Here is a 23,598-nt window from a genome sequence, read left to right on the forward strand (position 1 = left end):
GGCCGTGCAACCAGGCGACCCACCAGGTCGTCGGCGGTCACGACCAGGGCTGTCGGCCACGGCGCCACAAGCGGCGTGGTCGGCGCGAGACGAGGAGATCACGCATGTCCCCCGAGCAATGGACGCGACCGGAAACCGACGGCACCACCGGCCCCCCTGCCGCTATCGCAGCGAAACCCACACGGGAGCAGGTGATCGCCGGTTTGCGCGCCACGAGCGAAGGCGGAGCTGACTTGGTTCAGCTCCTCACCCCAGAAGGTCAGCGGGTCGAGCACCCGGACTTCGACCTGGACATCTCCACCGCGCAGCTGCGCGACCTGTACCGGGACATGGTGCTGGTCCGCCGCGCCGACCGCGAGGGCAACGCGCTGCAGCGGCAGGGCCAGCTGGGCATCTGGGTCCCGCTGCTCGGTCAGGAGGCCGCCCAGATCGGGGCCGGCCGCGCGCTGCAGCCGCAGGACATGGCCTTCCCCAGCTACCGCGAGCACGGCGTCGCCTGGTGCCGCGGCATCGACCCGACCGAGATCCTGGGCATCTTCCGCGGCACCGACCACGGCAGCTGGGACCCGATCGACAAGCGGTTCCACCTCTACACGATCGTCATCGGCAACCAGTGCCTGAACGCCACCGGTTACGCGATGGGCCAGCGCTTCGAGGGCAAGGTCGGCGACCAGGGCGGCGAGGCCACCATGGTCTTCTTCGGCGACGGCGCCACCAGCCAGGGCGACGTGCACGAGGCGATGGCGTGGTCGGCGGTCTACGACGCCCCGGTGGTGTTCTTCTGCCAGAACAACCAGTGGGCCATCTCCGAGCCGGTCGAGCGGCAGACCCGCGTCCCGCTGTACCAGCGCGCCAGCGGCTACGGCTTCCCCGGCATCCGGGTGGACGGCAACGACGTGCTCGCCAGCCTGGCGGTCAGCCGGTGGGCGCTGGAGGAGTGCCGCCACGGCAACGGCCCGGTGCTGATCGAGGCGTTCACCTACCGCATGGACGCGCACACCACCTCCGACGACCCGACCCGCTACCGGCTCGCCGACGAGCACGAGGCGTGGAAGCTCAAGGACCCGATCGAGCGGCTGCGGGTGCACCTGGTCCGCGACCAGGGCGTCGAGCAGGACTTCTTCGACGGCGTCGACGCCGAGGCCGACGAGCTCGCCGCGCGCTTCCGCGACTTCTGCTTCAACATCCCCGAACCACCACCGGAGCGGATGTTCTCCGAGGTCTACGCCGAGGAGACCCCACAGCTGGCCGCCCAGCGCGAGTCCTACCTGCAGTACCTGGCCGGATTCGCCGACGAAGCGATGGCAGGAGGTGTGCGCTGATGGCCGCGCCCGCATTGGAACGCCCGACCGCGACGGCAGGCACCCAGACCGTCACCATCGCCAAGGCGCTGAACATGGGCCTGCGCTCCGCGCTGGAGCGCGACCCGAAGGTGCTCGTGATGGGCGAGGACGTGGGCAAGCTCGGTGGCGTCTTCCGGATCACCGACGGCCTGCAGAAGGACTTCGGCGAGCACCGCGTGCTGGACACCCCGCTGGCCGAGTCCGGGATCATCGGCACCGCCGTCGGCCTGGCCATCCGCGGCTTCCGCCCGGTGTGCGAGATCCAGTTCGACGGGTTCATCTTCCCCGGCTTCGACCAGATCGTCTCCCAGCTGGCCAAGCTGCACTACCGCAGCCAGGGCAAGGTCAAGGTGCCGGTCGTGGTGCGGGTTCCCTTCGGCGGCGGCATCGGCGCCGTCGAGCACCACTCGGAATCGCCGGAGTCGCTGTTCGCGCACGTCGGCGGGCTGAAGGTGGTCTCCTGCGCCAACCCGGTGGACGCCTACTGGATGCTGCAGCAGGCCATCGAGTGCGACGACCCGGTGCTGTTCTTCGAGCCGAAGCGCCGCTACTACGAGAAGGCCGAGCTCGACCCGACCGCGTCGCCCGCGCCGCTGTTCGCCTCGCAGGTGGTGCGGCCGGGTTCCGCGGTCACGGTGGCCACCTACGGCCCGATGGTGCGCACCTGCCTGGACGCGGCGAGCGCCGCCGCCGAGGACGGCACCGAGCTGGAGGTCGTCGACCTGCGCACGCTGTCCCCGCTGGACCTGGAGCCGGTGTTCGAGTCGGTGCGCCGCACCGGTCGGCTGGTGCTGGCCAGCGAAGCTCCCGCGGAATCGTCGATCACCTCGGAGATCGCCGCCCGAGTGCAGCAGGAGTGCTTCTACTCGCTGGAAGCACCCGTCCTCCGGGTGACCGGGTTCGACACCCCGTACCCGCCGAGCAAGCTGGAGGAGGGCTACTTGCCCGACCTGGACCGGGTGCTGGATGCAGTAGACCGCTCGCTGGCGTACTGAGACTTTCGGAGGGACTCGCTTTGCGCAGGTGGTCCCGCAGCGGAACCTCGCAGCGCCGCCTGGACCGCGGGAGCCCGTAGCCGATGCACGGCGAACGGGCTTTCCTCGCCAGGCGACGTCTGAGAACCGCCGGTGGTCGACCTGCGAAGGTGGGCTAAGCGGCTGCGCCGCTTCTAAGACTCAAGGAGTCGTTTAGATGGCCATCAAGCAATTCCCGCTGCCCGACGTCGGTGAGGGGCTGACCGAGGCGGAGATCCTCGGCTGGCGCGTCAAGCCCGGCGACGCGGTCACGGTCAACCAGGTGATCGTGGAGATCGAGACCGCGAAGGCCTCGGTGGAGCTGCCCTGCCCGTGGGCGGGAACGGTCCGCGAGCTGCTCGCCGACCCGGGGGCGACCGTGGAGGTGGGCGCGCCGATCATCGCGATCGACATGGGCGGTGCCGAACCGGCGGACAACGGCGGCAAGACCGACGAGGAGTCCAACGGACGCGTCGCCAACCTGGTCGGATACGGCCCGCGCGCGACGAGCACCAAGCGCCGGCCCCGCAAGGGCCGGCCCGCGGCGGCGGTCGTCGAGGCCCCGCCCGCTCCGCAGGCCGAGCCGGTGGTGCGGGCCGAGCCGGTGGTGCAGGCGGGCGGGTACGTCCCGCTGGCCAAGCCGCCGGTGCGCAAGCTGGCCAAGGACCTCGGCGTCGACCTGACGAACCTGGCGGGCACCGGTACCGGCGGCGTGATCACCCGCGAGGACGTGCAGTCCGCGGCGGGCGCTCCGCCCGCCGCGCCGACCGCCGCACCCGGTGCGCGCGAGCGGCGGGTGCCGATCAAGGGCGTGCGCAAGGCGACCGCGCAGGCGATGGTGACCAGCGCGTTCACCGCCCCGCACGTCACCGAGTTCCTGACGGTCGACGTCACGCCGATGATGGAGCTGCGCGAGCAGCTCAAGTCGCACCCGGAGTTCCGCGACGTCAAGATCACCCCGCTGGCCTTCGCGGCGAAGGCGGTCTGCCTGGCGGTGCGCCGGACGCCCGACGTCAACGCCACCTGGGACGAAGCGGCCGGCGAGATCGTCTACAAGGACTACGTCCACCTCGGCATCGCGGCGGCCACGCCGCGCGGCCTGGTGGTGCCGAAGGTCCGCGACGCCGACCAGCAGTCGCTGAAGGAGCTGGCGCAGTCGCTGGAGCAGCTGACCAGCACCGCGCGGGAGGGCAGGACGGCTCCGGCGGACATGCTGGGCGGCACCTTCACGATCACCAACGTGGGCGTCTTCGGCGTCGACACCGGAACGCCGATCCTCAACCCGGGGGAGTCGGCGATCCTCGCCCTCGGCGCGATCCGCGACATGCCGTGGGTGGTCGACGGCCAGGTGGTGCCCCGGAAGGTCTGCCAGCTGGCGCTCAGCTTCGACCACCGCGTGGTCGACGGCCAGCAGGGCTCCCAGTTCCTCGCGGACGTGGGCGCCCTCCTCGCCAACCCGGCGATGGCCATCACGTACTGATCCGCCTTCCCACCGCTGTCTCGGCGGTGGGTGCTGGTTCCGCAGGTCATGGCCCGTAAGTGCTTTGGGGCGCTATGGCACCCCAAAGCACTCACGGCACCTGCCAGCGGAAACGCCCTGGTTCCGAGGTCTCGTCAGGCGCGCTTGTACACCCGGACGCCCTCGGTCGGCGTCCAGCGGGTGATGACCAGGTGGGTCTGGTCCTCGGCGACGCCCGTCGTGGTGACCTCGGTGAGGTCCAGGCGGAACAGGTGCGAGTCCGGGGACGGGGGCTTGACCTCCTCGACCCAGGCGCGGTGCTCATCGCCGGTGACCTCCACGGCCCGGCCGGCCACCTTCGCGTCGACCCCGCCCACCATGTCCTCCGGCGCGCCGGTATTGGCGTGCAGCGCGAACCGGGCGTCGCGCTGCAGGTCCACGGCCTTGCGCGATCTCGGCATCGACCCGAACACCAGGTCGGGGCCGCGCCAGGCGACCTCCGTCCCGCTCACCCGAGGCGAACCGTCGCGCCGCAGCGTCGCCAGCACGTGGTGCTGGAACGCCTCCAGCCGTGCCCGCACCTGGGCGGCCAGCTCCGGGGCCTGCTCTGCGAATTCCTGCCACGTCGACATGCGCGACATGGTGGCACCGGCCTCCGACAGCCACCGGCCCGAAAGCGCCGAACAGCCCTGCCCGCCTCGTCGGAAGGAGGCGGGCAGAGCTGTTCGCGCAGGTCTGCGGGCCGAGCCGGTCAGCGGGCTCGGCGGATTTCAGTCGCCCTTGCGGCGGCGGCCACCGCGGCGGGAGCCGGACTTGCCGCCCGAGGCCGCGGCGACCGGCTCGGCCGCTTCCTCGGCCTGCTCGCGCTCGGCGTTCGCGTCGTACTCGCGGAGGAAGTCGAAGGCGTGCTCGTCGAAGTCGTGCACGTCGATCTCCGGCAGCGCGCCGAGTTCTTCGTTCAGTTCCCGGAAGATGGGTGTCTCCAGGTCAGGGGTGGTCTTCTTCACCGCTTCGCCCTCCCGTTCACTCTCGAAGCTGTGGCCGGGCCGCCGCCAGCTCTCGCTGCTCGTCGCCCCGTTCCGAGCCCTCCCCGCGGAGCTCGTGGGGTGCAGCCCGGTACCACTTCCGGCACCGCGCTGCGCCGTTGTGACGCCCACCGTCCCCGTTGGTGATGCGGTCAGCGCCGACATTCATCCATTCGGACTAGCGTCATGGTGCACCTGCCCAGTAGTGCCCGGGGCAAGGGCCCACGAAATCGTGCCTCGCAACACTCCAACCCGCGCACACTTTGTGCAATTCCGCACCGTGTCGAGCACCACTCCAACGGGTGGGGCGCGGTCCGGTCGTCGCCCGATCGTCCGGTTCGGCCGGGTTTTCCGGCGCGGACGCCACGCGCGGCCACCGGAAGTGCCAGCCGCAGGGCGATCGAGCGGCCGTCAATCCCGCCTCATCGGCTGGTCCTCCGGCGCGCGCCGACACGGTCGGACACGTTCTGCCCGGCGGCCGGGCGCCCGAGCGCGGGTAACCCGCTCGACCGGACCAATCGCCCGGCGGCGGGCGGGTGCCGGTGTTGACCCTCGAAGGGCCGGGGCACCGCGTCCCGGCATCCCCCGAAGGGAGACGGTGATCATGGGCAACCGCGTCAAGAAGGCAGTCGTCGCTTCCGGCTTCGGACTCGGCATGCTGCTGGCCACGGCCGCACCCGCGTTCGCGGATTCGTGGGGCGTCACCGCGTCCGACTGCGAGTGGGCCGGCGGCGAGGTCGTCTACGACGAGTACGGCAGCCTCGCGTGCTTCGGCGGCTGGTACGACGGCGAGCACGTCTACGACGACGAGTACGCGTACGACGGTGAGCACTTGATCGACTGGAGCTGACCCGAGGACAGCCGCGGGCCGCAACCCCTCCCACGGCCTGCGGCGCCCTGGCACCGAGCGGCCCCGACCACCGGTCGGGGCCGCTCGCGTCATCGCAGCTGGCCCAGGGATCTGGCTGTGGTCCCCGGGATGACCTGCAGCTTCTGCTTCGATTCACCGCACCGGCAGAGTGCCGCGTCGATCGTCGTCCGCGCTCGGGCCGGGCTGGAGGCGATTGACCGGTTCGCGATGATCGGTCAATCGCCGCCGAGTCGGCCGCCGCAGCTCCAGGAGGACCAGAGATGACCAGCCATGACGACGGTGAAGCCCGGGACCCCTTCGGCACCTTGCGCCGCGCGTTGTGGATCGGCGGCGGTCAGTGGGCGGGCAAGTCGACCGTCGCCCGGCTGCTGGCCGTGAACCACGGCGTCACCGCCTACCACTACGACTACCACGATGCCCGCGGTCACAACGACCGCCGGATCGCCCGCCGCGTCGCGCTCGGTGAGCCCGCCACCGAGCCCGACGCGGACGCGGTATGGGTCCGCACCACCCCCGAAGAGATGGCCGCCCAGACCCTGGCGGGCTTCCCGGAGCGGTTCCAGTGGGCGCTCGACGACCTCCGCGCACTCGTGTCCGGCCGCCCGATCATCGCCGAGGGCTGGGGTCTGCGGCCCGAACTCGTCGCACCGATCATCGACTCACCGCGCCGGATGGTCGTCATGGTGCCCGCCCCCGAGTTCCGCGACCGGCAGGCCCGCGAGCTGCCCCGGGCCGCTTCGCTCGGGCACCGCGTCAGCGACCCGGCCCGGGCGCAGGCCAACCGGCTGGCCCGGGACCGGCTAGTCGCCGATGACGCCGTCCGCGCCGCCCACCGGCTCGGGATCCGCGTGATCGAAGTCGACGGTTCCCGCGATGCCGCTGGGATCGCCGAGATCGTCGCCGACCACTTCAGCCCCTACCTCGACGCGTGATCGCCGCGGGCCTTCGGCGGCGCCGTTCTCGAACGCGGCGCGTCAGGCGATGTGCTTGCCGGAGATGGCTCGGGCGATCACCAGCTGCTGGATCTGCTCGGTGCCCTCGAAGATGTCGTAGATCTTGGCGTCGCGGTGCATCCGCTCCACCGGGAACTCGCGGGTGTAGCCGTTGCCACCGAGGATCTGGATCGCGCGCTCCGTCGCCCAGGTCGCCACGCGGCCCGCCTTGAGCTTGGACATCGAGCCCTCGCCCGCGGTGAAGCCGCCGTTGCGGCCCAGCCACGCCGCGCGCCACACCAGCAGGCGGGCCGCGTCGATCTCCATCCGCATGTCGGCCAGGGTGAAGGCGATCGACTGGTTCTCGATGATCGGGCGGCCGAAGGTCTCGCGCTGCTGCGCGTACTCCAGCGCCGTCTCGTAGGCCGCCCGCGCGATGCCGATGGCCTGCGCGCCGACCGTCGGGCGGGAGAGCTCGAAGGTCTTCATCGCCGCCTGCGCGCCGCCCTTGGTGCCTTCGCGGGCGCGGGCCAGCCGCTCGTCCAGCTTCTCCTTGCCGCCCAGCAGGCAGCGGCCCGGAACGCGCACGTCGTCGAGGAACACGTCGGCGGTGTGCGAGGCGCGCAGCCCGTGCTTCTTGATCTTGCTCGGGGATTCCAGGCCCTTGGTGCCCGGCGGGACCACGAACGCGGCCTGGCCGCGGGAGCCCAGCTCCGGGTCCACGACCGCCTGGACGACGTGCACGTTGGCGATGCCGCCGTTGGTCGCCCACGCCTTCTGGCCGTTGAGCACCCACTCGTCGGTGGCCTCGTCGTAGACCGCGCGGGTGCGCATCGCCGCGACGTCGGAACCGGCGCCCGGCTCCGACGAGCAGAACGCCGCGACCTTCGGGTCGTCGGCGTCGCCGTAGCACTGCGGCACCCACTCGGCGAGCTGGTCAGGGGTGCCCACGGCGAAGATCCCGGCCACCGCGAGGGTGGTGCCGAAGATCGCCATGCCGATGCCGCCGTCGCCCCAGAACAGCTCCTCGTTGGCGATGGGCAGCGACAGCCCCGTGTCGTCGGCCCAGAACGTGGCCAGGCTCTCGAAGCCGTAGAGCCCGACCTTGGCCGCTTCCTGGATGATCGGCCAGGGCGTCTCCTCGCGCTCGTCCCACTCGCGCGCGGCCGGGCGGATGGTCTGCTCGGCGAAGCCGTGCACCCAGTCCCGCAGCTCCTGCTGCTCCTCGCTCAGCTCCAGGGAAAAAGTCATCGTCTTCCGTTTCTCTGCGAAGTCGTCCCGATCCAGCCGCACCGCGCCAGTGCAGATGTCGATCATGGCTTGCGCCGCTCCGAGCGACACCGCCGCTCGGAGCACTCCCGCCGAGCGGCGGCTCAGGCCTTGGGGATCTGGAAGAGCTTGGTCAGCCCGGCGGCGAAACCGAGGTCGCCGGCGACCTTGAGCTTGCCCTTCATGAACAGCATCGGGGCGGAAGCGTTGCCGGAGGCCAGCTTCAGGAATTCGGCGGGCGTGACCGTGATGGTCACCCGCGGCTCGTGCTGCGGGTCCTTGCTGACCTCGCACTTGCCGTCGGCCAGCACGCACTCGTAGCGCAGCAGGTCCTCGTCGGTGCCGATCCGCCAGCGCACCACGGCCTCGGTCTTGCCCGCCTTGTCGGACTTGTAGTGCTCGCCCATCCGCCGGAACACCTCGTCGAGGATGCGCTCGCGCAGTTCCGGCCGGGCCATCACGGCTTCGACCTGATCGTCCGAGGCGCGCGAGATCAGCCGCGCGAACTGCTCCGGGCGCAGCGCGCTGAGGTCCACCTCGGTGCCGCTGTCCGCGATCTCGGAGGCGGCTTCCAGCAGCATGACGAACTCGTCCTTGCCGATCTTCTTCGGATCGACCTCGCCGAGCGCGGCGATCGGATCGGTCTCGGGCATATGTCGCCACCTCTCAGGGCCTGTTGGCGGTTGCGTTGCTCGGGCGATCGCCTGCCGGGACCTGCTTGCTCCCCGGGCCTGCGGCCGCTCCTCCTGCTGTATGAACGAATACACGGTGGAGGGGTCGTGCTGGCCGGAAACCACTCAGAACCCGCGGGTGGTCGCCCTGCGTAGGTGGCTCGAGCGGCTGGCGCCGCTGACCCGGGAGCGGGCGGCTTCGCCGACGGTGCTCCCGCGCTTACCTACTCGCGAGTAAGACTACGTTCGAGTAGGTTCGAAGGCAAGCGACCTGCGGCGACCTGTTTTGATCTAGCCTGACCGGGAGCAGATCAGCGTGCGAGGTGAAATGGTTCAGGACAACGGCCGCCCCCGGTCGCGGCGCCTGCCGCGGGAGGTCCGCGAGCGGCAGATCCTGGACGCCGCCGTCGAGGTGTTCGCCGCGCACGGCTTCCACGCCGCGTCGATGGACGAGATCTCCGAGGTCGCGGGCATCTCCAAGCCGATGCTCTACGCCTACCTCGGGGCCAAGGACGAGCTGTTCGTCGCCTGCATCCGGCGCGAGGCCGCGCGGCTGATCGAGGCGATCGGCACCGCGGTGGAAGCCGGGCTCAGCCCGGCCGAGCAGCTGTGGCGCGGTCTGCGGGTGTTCTTCGAGTACGTGCAGGCAAACCAGGCGGGCTGGACGGTCCTGCACCGGCAGGCCAACGTGCAGGGCGAACCGTTCGTCAGCGAGCTCTCCGAGTGGCGGGAGCGGGCGACCAGCCTGATCTCGGCGCTGCTGGCGCGCGCGACCGAGGGTTCGGTGCAGCCGATGCAGGCGGAGCAGACCGAGCCGTTCGCGGCGGCGCTGGTCGGCGCGGGCGAAGCGCTGGTGGAGTGGTGGTTCGAGCACCCGGAGCACGCGGCCGACGGCATGGCGATGCGCCTGATGAACATGGTCTGGATGGGCTTCGGCGACCTCGTGGAAGGCCGCTCCTGGACACCGGACTCCTGACCGGGCGCAATTTCAATGGAAATCGCACGTCTGATTTCAATGGAAATCGCACGGAGACGGCGTGTCGCACTCCGACACGCCGACGCCTGTGGGCAACTTCCGCAATTTCAATGGAAATCAGAGGTCTGATTTCCATTGAAATTGCGTGTCCGTCACCTGGTTCGGCGAGCCGTCCGTCGGTGTTGGTGGGTCGTGCGCCGGACGCGCCGATGGCGTGTCGGGTCAGCGGACGGTGCCGAGGAGGTGCGGTTTGCCTGAGCGGGCGCGGAGTTCGAAGTCCCAGCCGGTTTCCGCGGGGTGCGCCGCGAAGTCCGCGGTGGCGGGCAGCAGGAGCGGCTTGCGGAACTCGACGTCCACCGCGCACTGGTCCGGCAGGCGTTCGGCGATGGCCGCCAGGCAGCGGGCCTTCGACCACATGCCGTGGGCGATCGCGCGGCGGAAGCCGAATGCCTTGGCCGGCAGGGCGTGCAGGTGGATCGGGTTGCGGTCGCCCGACACCGCCGCGTACCGGCGGCCGATGTCGCCGGGAACCCGCCACTTCGCCGTCGGCGCCGCTGCGACGTCGGCCGGGCGCTCCGCCGCGGGCGCGGCGTCCGCGGGCTTCCCGCCGCGGCGCAGGTAGGTGCTGACCTCGCGCCACACCACTTCGCCCGCCACCTCGGTCTCGGTGATCACGTCGAACTGGCGGCCCTTCGGGTGCGGGCGCAGGTCCGCCAGCCGCACCCGCTGGGTCAGCTCGTCGGTCACCAGCAGCGGCCGCTGCTGGTGGATGCTGTTGGCCACGTGCACCAGTCCGACCAGCGGGAACGGGAATCCGGGATCGGTCATCAGGCGCACCGACAGGCCGAACGACAGCACGTGCGGGTAGGTGACCGGCAGCTCGTCGCGCAGCCCGAACCCGCACACCCGGTCGTACTCGGCGAGGTGGTCGCGGTCGATCGCGATGCCGCGCCGCACGTACTCGGTGTCCGGCAGCCGGTCGCCGCGCCGCGCGGGCCCGGTCGCGACGGCCTTCGCGTACAGCGCGACCAGCGAAGGCGAGTTGCTCACTTCAGGCATGGCATTCCCTCCGCTCAGGCGCCGAGCAGGCTCTGGCCGCAGACGCGCACGACGTTGCCGTTGACCCCGGCCGACGCGGGATTGGCGTACCAGGCGATGGTCTCGGCCACGTCCACCGGCAGGCCGCCCTGGGACATGCTGTTCATCCGGCGACCCGCCTCCCGCACGAACAGCGGGATCGCCGCCGTCATCCGGGTCTCGATGAACCCGGGCGCGACCGCGTTGATCGTGGCGCCGCGGCCCGCGGCGATCGGTGCGCTGGACTGCACGTGCCCGATCACCCCGGCCTTGGAGGCCGCGTAGTTGCCCTGCCCGACGTTGCCCGCGATGCCGCTCATCGAGGACACCCCGATGATCCGGCCGCCCGGCCGCAGCGGGGAGCCGTCCGCGAGCAGGACCTCGTTGATCCGCTCCTGCGAGGTCAGGTTCACCGCGAGCACCGAGTCCCACTGCTGCTCGGTCATCCGGCCGATCGTCTTGTCGCGGGTGATGCCGGCGTTGTGCACCACGACGTCGAGCCCGTCGTGGCGCTGCGCGAAGTGCTCGGCGATCCGCTGCGGCGCGTCGTCGGCGGTGATGTCCAGCTGCAGCGTGGAACCGCCGATGCGGTTGGCGACCGCGGCCAGTTCGCCGCCCTGCGCCGGGATGTCGAGGCAGACCACGTGCGCCCCGTCGCGGGCGAGGGTTTCCGCGATGGCCTCGCCGATCCCCCGCGATGCGCCGGTGACCAGCGCGACCTTGTCCCGCAGCGGTTTCTCCCAGTCCACCTCCGGCACCTCGGCCTGGCCGATGCGCACCACCTGGCCGGAGACGTAGGCGGACTTCGCGGAGAGCAGGAAGCGCAGCGTCGAGTCGACCGCGCCCTCAGCGCCTTCGGCGACGTAGACCAGCTGGGCGGTCGCGCCGCGCTTGAGCTCCTTGCCCGCAGTGCGGACGAAGCCTTCGAGGGCGCGCTGCGCGGTCGCCTCCCGCGGATCGTTCAGGGCTTCCGGCGGTGTGCCGAGCACGATCACCCGGCCGCAGCGGTCGATCTGCCGGATCGTCGGGCCGAAGAACTCGTGCAGCGCCCGCAGCCGTTCGCTGCTGCGGATGCCGGTCGCGTCGAAGACCAGCCCGGCGTAGCGCTCACCTTCCGCGGGTTCGTGGTGGACCTGGGCCTGGACGTCCTTGGCGACGGCGGCGACGGTTTCGCCGAGCCGGCCGTTCGGGGCGCCGCCGAGCAGCACCGGACCGGCGACCACCGGCTCGCCCGGCCGGTGGCGGCGCAGCGGTGTCGGCGCGGGCAGGCCGAGTCGCTTGACGACCTGCCGCCCGAGCGCGGACGAGGTGAACTGCTGGTATCGGTCGGCCATTGCCACTCCCACGGATGTCCGGTAGCTCGACGTCTGAGCCTGTAAGTGGTTGTTCTGCTTGGTCGCTCGGCGGAACCCGCCGGTGGTCGCCCTGCGTGCTCAACGCGGCTGCCGCCGCTCGCGAGACGCGGACGGCATCCGTCGACAGGTTCCTAACCTACCCGCGGGTAGGTTAGATTGACCAGGGAACATCGCAGCAACCAGGGAGTCAGGCCATGGCCACCGCTCGACGAGTCGCGATCATCGGCGGCAACCGGATCCCGTTCGCGCGGTCCGGCGGCCCTTACGCCCGCGCCGCCAACCAGGACATGCTGACCGCCGCGCTGGACGGACTGGTCGCGCGCTTCGGCCTGCAGGGCGAGCGGATCGGCGAGTTCGTGGCGGGCGCGGTGCTCAAGCACAGCCGCGACTTCAACCTCGCCCGCGAGACCGTGCTCGGCTCCAAGCTGGATCCCCGCACTCCCGCGCACGACGTGCAGATGGCCTGCGCGACCGGGCTGGAAGCCGTGGTCTCGGTGGCCAACAAGATCGCCCTCGGGCAGCTCGACGTCGGCATCGCCGGTGGCGTCGACTCGGCCAGCGACGCGCCGATCGCGGTCAACGACGACCTGCGTCGCGTCCTGCTGCGCGCCAACCACGCCAAGACCGCGGCCGGTCGGCTCAAAGCGCTGAGCGGCGTCCGCCCGCAGCACATCGTCCCGGAGATCCCGCGCAACGCCGAACCGCGCACCGGGCTGTCCATGGGCGAGCACGCCGCGAAGACCGCGCTGGCCTGGGAAATCAGCCGGGAAGCGCAGGACGAGCTGGCCGCGCGCAGCCACCAGCGGCTCGCCGCCGCCTACGAGCGCGGCTTCTTCGACGACCTGCTGACCTCCTACCAGGGCGTGGCCCGCGACCAGAACCTGCGCCCGGACAGCACCGCCGAGAAGCTCGCCAAGCTCAAGCCGGTGTTCGGCCGCGGCGAGGACGCGACCATGACGGCGGGCAACTCGACGCCACTGACCGACGGCGCGGCCACGGTCCTGCTGGCCAGCGAGGAGTGGGCGGCGCAGCGGCGGCTGCCGGTGCTGGCCTACCTCGGTGACGTGGTGTCGGCGTCGGTGGACCACGTCAGCGGCGACGAAGGGCTGCTGATGGCCCCGGCCTACGCGGTCCCGCAGCTGCTCGACCGCACCGGCCTGGGGTTGGGCGACTTCGACTTCTACGAGGTGCACGAGGCGTTCGCCTCGCAGGTGCTGGCGACGCTGAAGGCCTGGCAGGACCCGGAGTTCTGCAAGGACCGCCTCGGCCGCGCCGAACCGCTCGGCGAGATCGACCCGGCGAAGCTCAACGTGGTGGGCTCGTCCCTGGCGGCGGGGCACCCCTTCGCCGCGACGGGCGGCCGGATCGTGGCGACGCTGGCGAAGCTGCTGGCCGAGAAGGGCTCCGGCCGCGGCCTGATCTCCATCTGCGCGGCGGGCGGCCAGGGCATGACGGCCGTCCTCGAACGCCCCTGACCGCTCACCTGCGGGCTTCCACGAGCGTCCGCGTGGCGTGGGCGATGAACGCGCCGTCGCGCCGGATCTGCTCGTGGAGGTCGCGCAGGCGGTCGAGGTGCGCCTCGACGGTGAAGCCGGGGACCGTCCAGATCACCTTGCGCAGGAAGTAGACGACCGCGCCGATGTCGGCGAACTCCGCGCGCAGCCGCTCGCTGCGGATGTCCACCACCTCCAGGCCCGCGGCGCGGGCGTCCGCGGCCTCCAGTTCCGGGTGGCGCTTGCGGCGCGCTTCGGGCTGCGGGCCGAGGAAGTGCTCCACCAGCTCCCACATGGTGCCCGGGCCGACGTGCTGGGCGAAGTACGTCCCGCCCGGCTTCAGCACCCGGGCGATCTCCGACCACCACACGGTGGCCGGATGCCTGCTCGTCACCAGGTCGAAGGCCGCGTCGGCGAACGGCAGCGGCGGCTCGTCCGGGTCCGCGACGACGACCGCGCCCAGCGGGTGCAGCAGCTCTGTCGCCACCGCCACGTTCGGCGGCCAGGACTCGGTGGCCACCATGACCGGCGGGAAGCGCGGCACCCCGGCCAGCACTTCCCCGCCACCGGTCTGGACGTCCAGCGCCGCGGACGCCAGCGCCAAGCGCTGGCCGAGCAACCGCTGGTAGCCCCACGAAGGCCGCTGCTCGGTCGCCCGGCCGTCCAGCCAGGAGAAGTCCCAGCCCTCGACCGGAGCGGCCTCGGCCTCGGCCACCAACTCCTCGAACGAACGCGACATGCCCCCATCGTCCCGCCCAACGCCACCGAATTTCCGCTCGGGCGCTGCGGGCGTCTGAAGTTGGCCAGGGTCTGGGTGACGTCGCGCGGCTCGGGAGCGAGGCCCTGCGTCACCAGGCGGGTGCGGCTGCGCCGTAAGGGTGCGGGGACGGCCAGGTGAGGGCGCGGCCGTCGAGTCGGCCGGGTGGAGCGACGGCGGTGATGCCGCCTCCCGGCGAGGTCAGCCACGGCTCGACGTTCACCGGGGCCGCTGGGCGTTCGGTGCGGGGTCGGTCCAGGAGCCAGTGCGCGGTGCGGGCCAGCGAGAGCTCTCGCAGCCAGGTTCCGCCGTGCTCGGACTGGCGGCGGAGGCCGTCCAGGGCCGCTGCCGCGCAGAGGTATCCCGTGCCGTGGTCCAGGAGTTGGCAGGGCAGCGCGCCAGGTTCGTCCGAAGTGGACTCCGCGGTCGCGATCCCGGAGGCCGCCTGCACGATGCTGTCGAAACCGCGCCGGTCGCCCCACGGGCCCGAATTCCCCCACGCGGACAGGGAGACCACCACCAGGCCGGGGTGCCGCTCGGCCAGCGACTCGAAGTCCAGCCCGAACCGGTCGAGCGCACCCGGGCGGTAGCCGTGCACCAGCACGTCCGCCCCGTCGAGCAGTTCGTGCAGCTTCGCGAGGCCTTCCGGCGCGCGGGCGTCGAGCACCGCGCTGCGCTTGCCGAGCAGCGCGTCGTAGCTGCCCGGTCGTTCCGGTCGGTGCGGCGGGTCGATGCGCAGGACGTCCGCACCGAGCGCCGCGAGGAACCGGGTGCACACCGGACCGGCGATCACCCTGGTCAGGTCGAGCACCTGGAACCGGCCGCGCCGGGGCGACGCATCGCCGACCTGGCGAGTGCTCACGAGCGGCTGCGCGTCCACCGCCCGCCCCGGTGGTTCGGCGCGCCACTGCTCGGGGCCGCGCACCGCGGCGGCGATTCCGCCGGCTGCGACCACGCGGGCCTCCACCTCCCGCGCCGGCAGTTCCGCGATCACCGATCCCACCGCGGCGACGTCGTCGGACGTGCCGAGCGCGCGCTGCAGGGCTTCGCGATGCCACGGGTAGTTGCCGTGCGTCCGGACCCAGCCATCGGATGCCCGCCAGAACCGGGACATCGGCGCGAAGCCGTCCTGCGGCGGCTGGCCGTTCAGGCGGAGGTGGGCCTCGCTGCGCACCGCGGCGGCGACGTGCCCGGTGGCGAGCTCCGCCGGGCCTGCGGCCAGCAGCGCTGCTCCGATGCACGCGATAGCGGTGTCCTCGACCGGGAGCCTGGCCGACAGGTGCCCGAGTTCGCCGGTCACGACCAGCTCGTCCGCGCTGCGCTCGATGCCCAGCGCTTCCAGAGCTCCGGCGAGTGCCCGACGCCATTCCGCTGCCATGCCCAGATGTTCGGCGCACAGCCCGCGGCCCGCAGCAACCGACGGGGAAGATCACAGTGCGCGCATCGGAATCTCTAGCGGCCTGTACCTCCTCTGCTAGAAAGTCGGATACTCGGCGATCTGGTGATTTGTCGACTTCTCGCTAGATCTGCAGACCCGGCCCGGCTCCGCCGGGCGTGCTCACGAGTCGGGGCGCCCACGTCACCGCCCGGCGCTCCGTTGAGCAGGGAGTGCGCGGCGCTGCTGGTGGTGAGTCACAGCGCTGCGGTGGGGTGCGGCAGCGGCAGTCACGACCGCCTGGTTCCGCTGGAGGCCCGCCCCGGCGCGGCTGCGCGCCCGAGGCCGAGTCGCCGAGAGGCGTGGACGAGGGCTCGGGCCAGTCGAGCGGGCGGGGAATCCGGCTCCGGCGGGTGCACCGGCCGGATCCGTCCGTTGTGGATCGCGGTGAACTGCCACCCGCCCGCACCGCGGACGGCGACGATCGTGTTCCGGGTGAGGCGCCGCTTCGGCAGCTTGGTCCGCCAGGCGGTGAGCACGGAACCGGTGGCCTGGACGACCGCAACACCGTCCGAGACGTGCCGGATCGACTCGATCCGGCCGACCAGGGCGGAGTCGTAGAGCACGCCGCGGAAGAGCTTGTCGTGGGAGGCGATGACCGGTTCTCGCCCCTGCGCGCGGGTGCCGTCGTAGGAGATGTAGTCGCAGTCGGCCGTGAAGCACTCGCCGTAGGCGCGGGCATCACCGCCGGTCCAGGCGGTGCACATGCGCTCGAACAGCGCGGTGATCTGCTCGTCGTCGGTCATCGCTGCTGCTCCGGGTCCTGCTCGGGAGAAGCGGTCGCTCGGTGGCCGCCCGGCGAGAGCGCCTGTGCGCGCAGCAGCGCACCGCGCTGGTAGGCGAAGTCGGTCACGCGGGTGAGGAACTCGGAGATCGCGGTCAACTGGTGCGCGTCGAAGCCCTCGACCAGCGCGTCGGTGGCGACCGGCAGCGAGTCGAACACCGCCTGGACCTCGCGCACCGCCTTGGCCGTGGGGCGCAGCACCTGCTTGCGCCGGTCGTGCGGGTGGGGTTCGCGGGCCAGCAGCCCGGACCGCTCCAACCGCGCGACCACGCCGGTGGTCGCACCGGTGGTGAGCCCGGTGATCGCGGCGAGCTCGCTCGCGGTCATCGGGGCCCGTTCGTGCAGCAGGTCCAGGCACTTGAGGTCGGTCGGGCCGAGCCCCAGGCGTTCGGCCAGCGCGTGGTGGTAGAGCACGGTCGCGGTGCTGTACCTGCGGGACAGCGGGCCGGTGATCTCCGCGGCCAGTGCGGCGCGATCCGGGCGTTCTTCGGTGCCCATCGGCAACTCCCTTCTAAACTCGCTTAGTTGCTAAGCTAATTCGACGGCCGCGAGTGGTCAAGAACGGAGGTGCAACACGCCGATGGGGACTTCTCGCCGAATATCGGGACAGCGCTAGACGGCTGGATACAGTCCGAGAGCTATGGACCCGGTTCGCAATCCCTTCGCCCCCGGCGCCGGGCAGCGGCCGCCCGAACTCGCCGGACGGGCCCGCGAGCTCGACGCCTTCGAAGTCGTGCTCGAACGCGTCGCCCGAGGTCGGCCCGAGCGCAGCCTGGTGCTCACCGGCCTGCGCGGCGTGGGCAAGACGGTGCTGCTCGGTGAGCTGCGGTCGATGGCGCTGCGCCGGGGCTGGGGCGCGGGCAAGGTCGAGGCGCGACCGGAGGCCGGGCTGCGGCGGCCGCTGTCCGCTGCGCTGCACCGCGCGATCCGCGACCTGGCCGTGCGCCACCGCGCGCCGGACCGCGTCGAGCAGGTCCTGGCCGTGCTCAAGGCCTTCGCGCTCAAGACCAATCCCGACGGCGCCAAGCTCCGCGACCGGTGGCAGCCGGGCATCGACGTGCCCGCCGCGCAGGGCCGCGCCGACTCCGGCGACATCGAGATCGACCTGGTCGAGCTGTTCACCGAGGTCGCCGAGCTGGCCGCCGACGTCGGTTCCGGGATCGCGCTGCTGATCGACGAGATGCAGGACGTGCCGACCGAGGACGTCTCCGCATTGTGCGCGGCCTGCCACGAGCTGTCCCAGTCAGGTGCGCCGCTGGTGGTGGTCGGTGCCGGCCTGCCGCACCTGCCCGTGGTGCTGTCGGCGAGCAAGTCCTACTCCGAGCGGTTGTTCCGGTACGTGCGGATCGACCGGCTGGACCGCTCGGACGCCGACCGCGCGGTGCTCGCGCCCATCGAGCGCGAGGAAGCCGAGATCACCCCGGAGGCCCTGGACGCGCTGTTCGACATCTCCGGCGGCTACCCGTACTTCGTGCAGTCGTACGGGAAGGCGACCTGGGACGCGGCGGTGCGCAGCGAGATCGGCGCGGAGGACGTGCGGCTGGCCGCGCCGGAGGCCGAGTCGGAGCTGGCCGTCGGGTTCTTCGGCTCCCGCTACGAGCGGGCCACCCCGGCCGAGCGGGAGTACCTGCGGGCGATGGCGGAGCTGGTGGAGGGCCGCGACGAACCGGCCCCGACCGCTTCCATCGCGCAGTACCTGGAGCGCCGCCCGTCCTCGCTGTCCCCGGCGCGGGACAGCCTGATCAAGAAGGGCCTAGTCTACTCCGGCGAGCGCGGCCTGATCGCCTTCACCGTGCCGCACTTCGGCCGCTACCTGCTCACGCAGGACTGAAGAACCGGTTGGCGGCGGGCCGGAACATCGCGATCACCGCGCCGACCACGGCGAGCACGTGCGCGCTGCGCACGACGAGGAAGACCCAGTCGGCAGGCCCGGCGGGCAGCTCCATCCCGCCGACCAGCGCGGGCCCGACCATGCTCAGCAGGCCGACGCCGCCCAGCAGCACGGCCAGCGTGGTGCGGGCCCAGTTCCGGCCGTGGCGCAGCTGGAGGACCAGCGCCACCAGCGCGGCGTAGACGAGCATCCGGACCGCGCCCGCCGGCAGCAGGTCTTGCGGCGAGGACAGGACGTTGAGCAGCGTTTCCAGGACGCCGGCGCCGATCGCGATCAGCCAGAGCAGGATCGGGGTCCGCACCGCTTCGGGGGCCTTCGGCATGATCCACCTTCCAGAGCGATCCTCGAAGTGTGGACGCGTGATAGCCGCAGGTCATCGGGGGAAAGCCTGGACATCGCCCCTAGGTGATCGGGTTCTATAAGCAAATCTAGTGATCTGGCTATACATCCGGATACAGGGCGATCGGGCCCGCCCGCGGAGCGACTTCAGGGTGACGTGGAACACATGTTTGTAAGGGTGTAACGAGCGGGCGGTGGGTGTCGATATGCATCATGACCCCGCGGTGCTGTCGGACCCCCGACCTGGCAGCATCGCGGGGCTTTCCAACTCCGGCACTTCTGCCGCCATCCAGTTCACGTCCGCCGCACCCGGCACCGTTCCCGGGCATCGCTGCGCGAAGGGAGTCGAAAATGGAAATCGTGATCGTCCTGCTCGGCGCTCTCGTGCCGGCCCTGGCGGCCGCCCCGTACTACGTCCGGGACCGCAACCGGCGGTGATGTCGGTGGTCCCGGGCAGGGTGCCCGGCATGATCGCCTTCACGTTGACCGACATCGAGCGCGCCATCCGCTCGTCCTGGGGCGCGGACACCTGCGCCCCCGAAGACCTGCCCAAGTGGCACGAGGGGAACCCGGCGCGCGGCCAGTGCGGGACCACCGCGCTGGTGATCAACGACCTGCTGGGCGGCGACCTCGTCCGCGGCGAGGTGCACGTCGACGGCCGTCGCGTCGACTACCACTGGTGGAACCGCTTCCCGGGCGGCCTCGAGCTCGACCTGACCCGGGAGCAGTTCGATCCGGAAGAAGTCGTCACCGGCGCCGTCGTGATCGAGCGCCCGGCCGAGATCAACCGACTCCGCGAGGAGTACGAACGCTTGCGCACCAGGACCTTCGCGGCCCTGGAAGCTTGACGCGAGCCACCGGCGCGCAGCCGGAGGTTGCGGAATCGCGACGGTGAGCGGGTGATTCTTGTTCGGCGCCGGTGCGCATACCTACTCTCCTCGCGTGACAGCGCAGCAGGACGACCGGCCGAAGGGCCCCCGCAACGGTGGCCTTCGCATCGGTGCTCGGCATCGTGGTGCCGAGCCTCTCGGGGCTGCTGACGGTCATCAGCTACGTGGCCTTCGCGCTGGAGATCATCAGGTATCTCGACGACGCGGTGGGCCCGCTGCTGTTCAACACGGCCAACACGCTGGGCACCCTCGTGCTGGTCGGGCTGTGGGTGTTCTTCTCGCTCCGGATGCGCGCGGGCCGCAGCCGGGCCCGTACCACTCTCGCGGTCGTCGCCGGAATCTGGCTTCTCTACGCCCTTTTCGGCCTCTTCGTGACGCTCAGCACGGCCGACTACCAGCTGTCCGTGATCTTCAACCAGGCAGGCACGGCCACGGTCCTCGTCGAACTGCTGATGGTGGTCCTCGCAATGCCCCTGTTCCTGGCCCTGATCTTCCTCACCCCGTCCAACCAGTACTTCAAGGCCAACCAGCAACCGACGACCTGATCGCCTCGTTCTGCCCCGGCGGTCCCGTGCGCGACTCGACAATGAACGCATGATCGAGCACACCGCGACCGAGCGCCGGGTCCTGTCGGCGGTGCGGGATCGAGCGCGCGTCGAGGTGGATTTCGACGGTGAGCAGCGGCTTCGCGGTGCGGTACTGGCCGATGCGCTGGCCGGGACGAAGGCGCTGCGTTCGGTCCGGATCACCGGGGCTCGCATCGATGGCCGGGTGGACCTGGCCGCGGCGCGACTGGACTTCCCCGTCGAGTTCCGCGACTGCCACTTCGGCGATGACGTGGTGCTGACCGAAGCGCAGGTGGTCTCGGTCCGGCTGCCCGGCTGCCGGATCCCCGCTCTCGAAGCCACGCAGCTCCACGCGACGGGTGACGTCGATCTGGACGGCGCCCGGTGCGGTCCGGTCGTCCTCGACGGAGCCCGGATCGGCGGGCGCTTGCGCTTCGAGAGAGCTCGGTTGACCGCCTCCGGAGAGCCCGCTCTGCGCGCGAGCCGGGTCCAGGTCGAGCAGGGGATCTTCGGCTACAAGTCCACAGTGGATGGCGGGCTGGTGCTGAACCACGCACGGGTCGGCGGGCCGGTGACCCTCAACGACTCCCGCCTGAGCGGACCGTCCTGGGCGCTCCGGGCGAACGACCTCGCCTGCACCGCTCACCTGGGCATGCAGGACGTCGTCGCGCGAGGGGCGGTCCACCTGCCGGGTGCGCGCATCGGCGGTTCGCTGGTCCTGCTGAACGCGGTGCTGCACAACCCCGGGGACTGGGCGCTGCTGCTCATCGACGCCGAAGCCGGTCTGGTCACGCTCCGCCCCGCCGCCGACTCCGCGGGCTCGATCAGCCTCCGCGACGCGCGGTTCAAGGGCATCACCGACGATCCGCCGAACTGGCCGGAGAACTGCCGCATCGAGTTGACCGGCCTGACCTACCAGCGCCTCACCCGGCGGAGCACCGACCTCGCGCCCTGCCCCATCGCCACCCGCCTGGAGTGGATGAAGCGCTGCTCCACCACTTCCGACCGGCGGGCGTTCTCGCCAGCGCCGTACGCCCAGCTGGCCACCGCACTGCGAGCCGATGGCATGGACCGCGAAGCACGCGAGGTGCAGCGCTTCAAAGAGCGCCACCGCCACCGGACCCTGGGGCCGCTCGGCCAGCTGTGGGGCGCTTTGCAGGACGTCACCTTCGGTTTCGGCTACCGCCCGGCGCTCGCCCTCGCCTGGGTCACCGCGCTGCTCTGCGCGGGAACCGCCCACTTCGCGCTCACCGGCCCGCTCCGCGCGATCAAGAAGGACGAGGCTCCGACCTGGGATCCGTTCCTGTTCAGCCTCGACCTCCTGGTCCCGCTGGTCGACCTCGGCCACGAGAAGGCCTGGGACCCCACGGGCTGGAACAAAGCCGTGGCACTGACCCTGATCGTCGGCGGCTGGATCCTGGTCACAGGTCGCAGGAGCAGCCAGAATCCTCAACCGCAACGCCCCCTGACCAGCCCGACCGGACACCTGCGCCCGGGGCCGCCGACCGCCACTGGGTCACGGTCGGGGAAGCAGCACCGCGATCTCGGCCATTCCGTCCAAGACCTCGGGCGCGGGACTGCCGCTCACCGGTGCGGCTTCGGCGCGTACGAACAGCGTGCCCTTCACGTCGGATTCGTAGTGCTCGCCGGTGAAAGTCACTCCCTGCGAAGCGAGGGCACTGTGCCCGAGCGCCGTGACGTCCCCGGTTCCGTCGCGGTAGTCGAGCCGGTCGAGCGCGCGGGCCTCACGCGCATTCGGCATCTGCACCCAGGCGACCGACACGACCGCCGTGTTGCCCTGCTCATCGGCGAGCGGGATCAACGTCCTGGTGAGGGAACGGCACCGATGACGGACGAAGAAGTCCTGCACCTGTCCGAAGGAGTGCGTCGCGCAGTCGGGTCGGTGCTCTGGGGCTCGGCCCCGGGTGACCCGCAGCCGCATCCGTTGCCACGCCTTGCCCGCCTGCCCGTTGCGCGCCGCCTGCTTGGCGTTGCTGATGCGGATCGTGACGCTTTCGCCGGCCACCGAGCTCATACCGCCGGTGGTAGTGGCACCACCAGTGGAAATAGCGGTCATCGCGAGTGCGGTCGCGCCAGCCGCCGCAACGACTCCGCCACGCCCCTTCTTGCCGTTGAGCGGACGTACTCGGCCTTGCTCGTCCGTGTAGAAGCCACCTGCCACTGTCTCTCCCCTCTGCTCCAGCAGGAGCCGATCTTCGTCAAGTGGGCCGGTGCTGACTGCGTTCAGCGCTTGGATCACCTGAAAAGGTCAATTGCGGAGCGGTGGCGATTCGGACGGATTCAGCCGCAGAAGTCGAGCAGGCGCGCGGGTTCTGCTCCGAGGTGCTCGGGATCGGGGGTCGTCTCGTGGAGCGGGACGGCAGTGGTTGAGCACCGGTGCCGAGAGCTTCGGAGCCTTCCCCTCGGCTTCTGGGTGTTCCAGAGCGAAGTGTCAGTTCTTCCGCTGTGCGCCGTCGGTGAGGTTCGCGAGGGTTTTCCGGAGGGCGGCAGCCGTTTCGTCGAGTTCGCTTCGTTCGTGCTCTCGCCAGTCGGCGCTGATGCGGAAGGTGTCTCCGGCGAAGCGGGGGAACACGTGGAGATGAACGTGGAACACCTCCTGGGACGCCGCTCTTCCGTCCGCCAGGAACAGGTTGATGCCCTCGCACCGGAGCTCTGACCGGCGAAGGGCTTTGGCCAGCCGGTGGCCGACCGCCCAGAGCTTCTGGCCGTCTGCCACGTCGAGGTCTTCGAGGCCCACGGCGTGCGTCTTCGGCACCACCAGCAGGTGACCAGGTGTCACCGGTTGGAGATCCATGAACGCCAGGACGTCGGCGTCGTCGTGGACGACGCTCGATTCCGCTTCTCCGCGCACTATTGCGCAGAACACGCACTCGTCTTCGCTCATGTCGCGCTCCTCGTGCCCGCCGCGAGTCCGGATCATGATCGCAGGCCTGCTGGGCGCGGGACCGCCGTTCCGGGCCGCGGGGCGGCGGCCGGCACCCCCTCGGAACAGCTCACGGCCCGGTGTTGTTGACTCCGGGTGTGAGTGAGCAGCAGAAACGTCGTGCCCGTGTTCGCGCTCCCGAGCTGGTCGGGCGGCAGTGGTTGAACACCGGTGGGGAGGAGCTCCGGCTCAAGGACTTCCGGGGCAAGGTTCTCGTCCTGGACTTCTGGACGTCCATGACAGAAGAGTAAACTCGCTGGCATGGCCCACGAGCTGGCAGACCTCTACCTGCGGTTGTCCCTCGACAGGGAGGGCAAGACCGCGATCGAGCGGCAAGACGCAGACTGCACCGCGTGGTGTGAGCGCCAGGGGATTCGCGTCCGTACGCGCCACATTGACCGAGGGCGGTCGGGGTACAAGCGCCGGACTAAGCGCGCGGCGTTCACCGAGGCGATCAGGGCTGCGACGTCCGGCGAGGTCTCGACTCTCGTGGTCTGGAAGCTCGATC

The 23,598-nt window shown here is 71.0% G+C and carries 24 protein-coding genes; 12 read left to right on the top strand and 12 right to left on the bottom strand.

What is annotated here, in order from left to right; all coding sequences use genetic code 11:
* Positions 1-104 precede the first annotated feature (104 nt).
* The 3 genes from pdhA to C4T78_RS22725 all read left to right on the top strand — a co-directional run bounded on the left by pdhA (position 105) and on the right by C4T78_RS22725 (position 3,836).
* Positions 105-1,322, top strand: coding sequence for a pyruvate dehydrogenase (acetyl-transferring) E1 component subunit alpha (pdhA, locus tag C4T78_RS22715; protein WP_093350708.1), 1,218 nt, complete (start codon positions 105-107; stop codon positions 1,320-1,322).
* Positions 1,322-2,338 (top strand): alpha-ketoacid dehydrogenase subunit beta, encoded by a 1,017-nt coding sequence (locus tag C4T78_RS22720; RefSeq protein ID WP_093350705.1) that lies wholly within the window; start codon positions 1,322-1,324, stop codon positions 2,336-2,338. The genes pdhA and C4T78_RS22720 overlap by 1 nt, the downstream gene beginning before the upstream one ends.
* 196 nt (positions 2,339-2,534) lie before the next feature.
* Positions 2,535-3,836: a dihydrolipoamide acetyltransferase family protein gene (locus C4T78_RS22725; RefSeq protein WP_093350703.1), complete on the top strand. Its 1,302-nt coding sequence runs from the start codon at positions 2,535-2,537 to the stop codon at positions 3,834-3,836.
* A gap of 134 nt (positions 3,837-3,970) precedes the next feature.
* Here the strand turns inward: C4T78_RS22725 and C4T78_RS22730 are convergent, their stop codons facing one another.
* Positions 3,971-4,447, bottom strand: a complete 477-nt coding sequence (locus C4T78_RS22730) for a pyridoxamine 5'-phosphate oxidase family protein (protein WP_093350700.1) — start codon at positions 4,445-4,447, stop codon at positions 3,971-3,973.
* Positions 4,448-4,585: 138 nt separating this feature from the next.
* The gene (locus C4T78_RS22735; protein ID WP_093150912.1) at positions 4,586-4,822 is read right to left on the bottom strand and encodes a hypothetical protein; all 237 of its coding nucleotides are present in this window, start codon (positions 4,820-4,822) and stop codon (positions 4,586-4,588) included.
* 622 nt (positions 4,823-5,444) lie between these two features.
* Between C4T78_RS22735 and C4T78_RS22740 the strand changes: the two genes are divergently transcribed.
* Positions 5,445-5,690 carry a hypothetical protein gene (locus C4T78_RS22740; RefSeq protein ID WP_107916095.1) on the top strand — a complete coding sequence of 82 codons (246 nt, stop codon included), beginning with the start codon at positions 5,445-5,447 and terminating at the stop codon, positions 5,688-5,690.
* Between the two features lie 281 nt (positions 5,691-5,971).
* Positions 5,972-6,643, top strand: a complete 672-nt coding sequence (locus C4T78_RS22745) for a hypothetical protein (protein ID WP_093350695.1) — start codon at positions 5,972-5,974, stop codon at positions 6,641-6,643.
* Between the two features lie 42 nt (positions 6,644-6,685).
* Here C4T78_RS22745 and C4T78_RS22750 read toward each other — a convergent pair whose 3' ends face one another.
* Positions 6,686-7,894 (bottom strand): acyl-CoA dehydrogenase family protein, encoded by a 1,209-nt coding sequence (locus tag C4T78_RS22750; protein ID WP_093351163.1) that lies wholly within the window; start codon positions 7,892-7,894, stop codon positions 6,686-6,688.
* A gap of 122 nt (positions 7,895-8,016) precedes the next feature.
* Complete coding sequence (locus C4T78_RS22755; protein ID WP_093350692.1) at positions 8,017-8,565, bottom strand: SCP2 sterol-binding domain-containing protein; 549 nt, start codon at positions 8,563-8,565, stop codon at positions 8,017-8,019.
* Between the two features lie 346 nt (positions 8,566-8,911).
* On the opposite strand from C4T78_RS22755, the gene C4T78_RS22760 reads away from it, so the two are divergent.
* A complete protein-coding gene (locus C4T78_RS22760) occupies positions 8,912-9,559 on the top strand; it encodes a TetR/AcrR family transcriptional regulator (protein WP_093350690.1) in 648 nt (215 codons plus the stop codon).
* 222 nt (positions 9,560-9,781) lie between these two features.
* Here C4T78_RS22760 and C4T78_RS22765 read toward each other — a convergent pair whose 3' ends face one another.
* Entirely contained in the window at positions 9,782-10,618 is an 837-nt protein-coding gene (locus tag C4T78_RS22765; RefSeq protein WP_093350687.1) for a MaoC/PaaZ C-terminal domain-containing protein, read from the bottom strand.
* Between the two features lie 14 nt (positions 10,619-10,632).
* On the bottom strand, positions 10,633-11,970 hold the full coding sequence (locus C4T78_RS22770) for a 3-oxoacyl-ACP reductase (protein ID WP_093350684.1): 1,338 nt from the start codon (positions 11,968-11,970) through the stop codon (positions 10,633-10,635).
* A 215-nt stretch (positions 11,971-12,185) separates the two neighbouring features.
* Here C4T78_RS22770 and C4T78_RS22775 point away from each other — a divergent pair, with 215 nt between their 5' ends.
* The gene (locus C4T78_RS22775) at positions 12,186-13,466 is read left to right on the top strand and encodes an acetyl-CoA C-acetyltransferase (RefSeq protein WP_093350681.1); all 1,281 of its coding nucleotides are present in this window, start codon (positions 12,186-12,188) and stop codon (positions 13,464-13,466) included.
* 4 nt (positions 13,467-13,470) lie between these two features.
* On the opposite strand, the gene C4T78_RS22780 is transcribed toward C4T78_RS22775, so the two are convergent.
* From C4T78_RS22780 to C4T78_RS22795, 4 genes are all read right to left on the bottom strand, one after another.
* Positions 13,471-14,223, bottom strand: a complete 753-nt coding sequence (locus C4T78_RS22780; RefSeq protein ID WP_093350679.1) for a class I SAM-dependent methyltransferase — start codon at positions 14,221-14,223, stop codon at positions 13,471-13,473.
* A 109-nt stretch (positions 14,224-14,332) separates the two neighbouring features.
* The gene (locus C4T78_RS22785; protein ID WP_093350676.1) at positions 14,333-15,619 is read right to left on the bottom strand and encodes a CoA transferase; all 1,287 of its coding nucleotides are present in this window, start codon (positions 15,617-15,619) and stop codon (positions 14,333-14,335) included.
* A gap of 287 nt (positions 15,620-15,906) precedes the next feature.
* Positions 15,907-16,422, bottom strand: a complete 516-nt coding sequence (locus C4T78_RS22790) for an SgcJ/EcaC family oxidoreductase (RefSeq protein WP_093350674.1) — start codon at positions 16,420-16,422, stop codon at positions 15,907-15,909.
* Entirely contained in the window at positions 16,419-16,958 is a 540-nt protein-coding gene (locus tag C4T78_RS22795; RefSeq protein ID WP_093350671.1) for a MarR family winged helix-turn-helix transcriptional regulator, read from the bottom strand. The genes C4T78_RS22790 and C4T78_RS22795 overlap by 4 nt, the downstream gene beginning before the upstream one ends.
* Positions 16,959-17,100: 142 nt before the next feature.
* Here C4T78_RS22795 and C4T78_RS22800 point away from each other — a divergent pair, with 142 nt between their 5' ends.
* Positions 17,101-18,291, top strand: a complete 1,191-nt coding sequence (locus C4T78_RS22800; RefSeq protein ID WP_093350669.1) for an ATP-binding protein — start codon at positions 17,101-17,103, stop codon at positions 18,289-18,291.
* On the opposite strand, the gene C4T78_RS22805 is transcribed toward C4T78_RS22800, so the two are convergent.
* Positions 18,278-18,673 carry a hypothetical protein gene (locus C4T78_RS22805; protein WP_093350667.1) on the bottom strand — a complete coding sequence of 132 codons (396 nt, stop codon included), beginning with the start codon at positions 18,671-18,673 and terminating at the stop codon, positions 18,278-18,280. The two genes, C4T78_RS22800 and C4T78_RS22805, sit on opposite strands and share 14 nt — an antisense overlap.
* A 484-nt stretch (positions 18,674-19,157) precedes the next feature.
* Here C4T78_RS22805 and C4T78_RS22810 point away from each other — a divergent pair, with 484 nt between their 5' ends.
* Entirely contained in the window at positions 19,158-19,538 is a 381-nt protein-coding gene (locus C4T78_RS22810) for a YunG family protein (protein WP_093351160.1), read from the top strand.
* Positions 19,539-19,675: 137 nt separating this feature from the next.
* Complete coding sequence (locus C4T78_RS22815; protein WP_093350665.1) at positions 19,676-20,125, top strand: hypothetical protein; 450 nt, start codon at positions 19,676-19,678, stop codon at positions 20,123-20,125.
* 2,473 nt (positions 20,126-22,598) lie between these two features.
* On the opposite strand, the gene C4T78_RS22840 is transcribed toward C4T78_RS22815, so the two are convergent.
* A complete protein-coding gene (locus tag C4T78_RS22840) occupies positions 22,599-23,087 on the bottom strand; it encodes an HIT family protein (protein WP_309599287.1) in 489 nt (162 codons plus the stop codon).
* A gap of 101 nt (positions 23,088-23,188) precedes the next feature.
* On the opposite strand from C4T78_RS22840, the gene C4T78_RS36500 reads away from it, so the two are divergent.
* A complete protein-coding gene (locus C4T78_RS36500) occupies positions 23,189-23,341 on the top strand; it encodes a thioredoxin domain-containing protein (RefSeq protein ID WP_177247512.1) in 153 nt (50 codons plus the stop codon).
* A gap of 10 nt (positions 23,342-23,351) precedes the next feature.
* A partial coding sequence (locus C4T78_RS22845) for a recombinase family protein (protein WP_146075834.1) occupies positions 23,352-23,598 on the top strand: 247 nt, incomplete at its 3' end.

Source organism: Saccharopolyspora kobensis, from assembly GCF_900108315.1.
In the GTDB taxonomy this organism is placed as follows: Bacteria; Actinomycetota; Actinomycetes; order Mycobacteriales; family Pseudonocardiaceae; genus Saccharopolyspora; species Saccharopolyspora kobensis.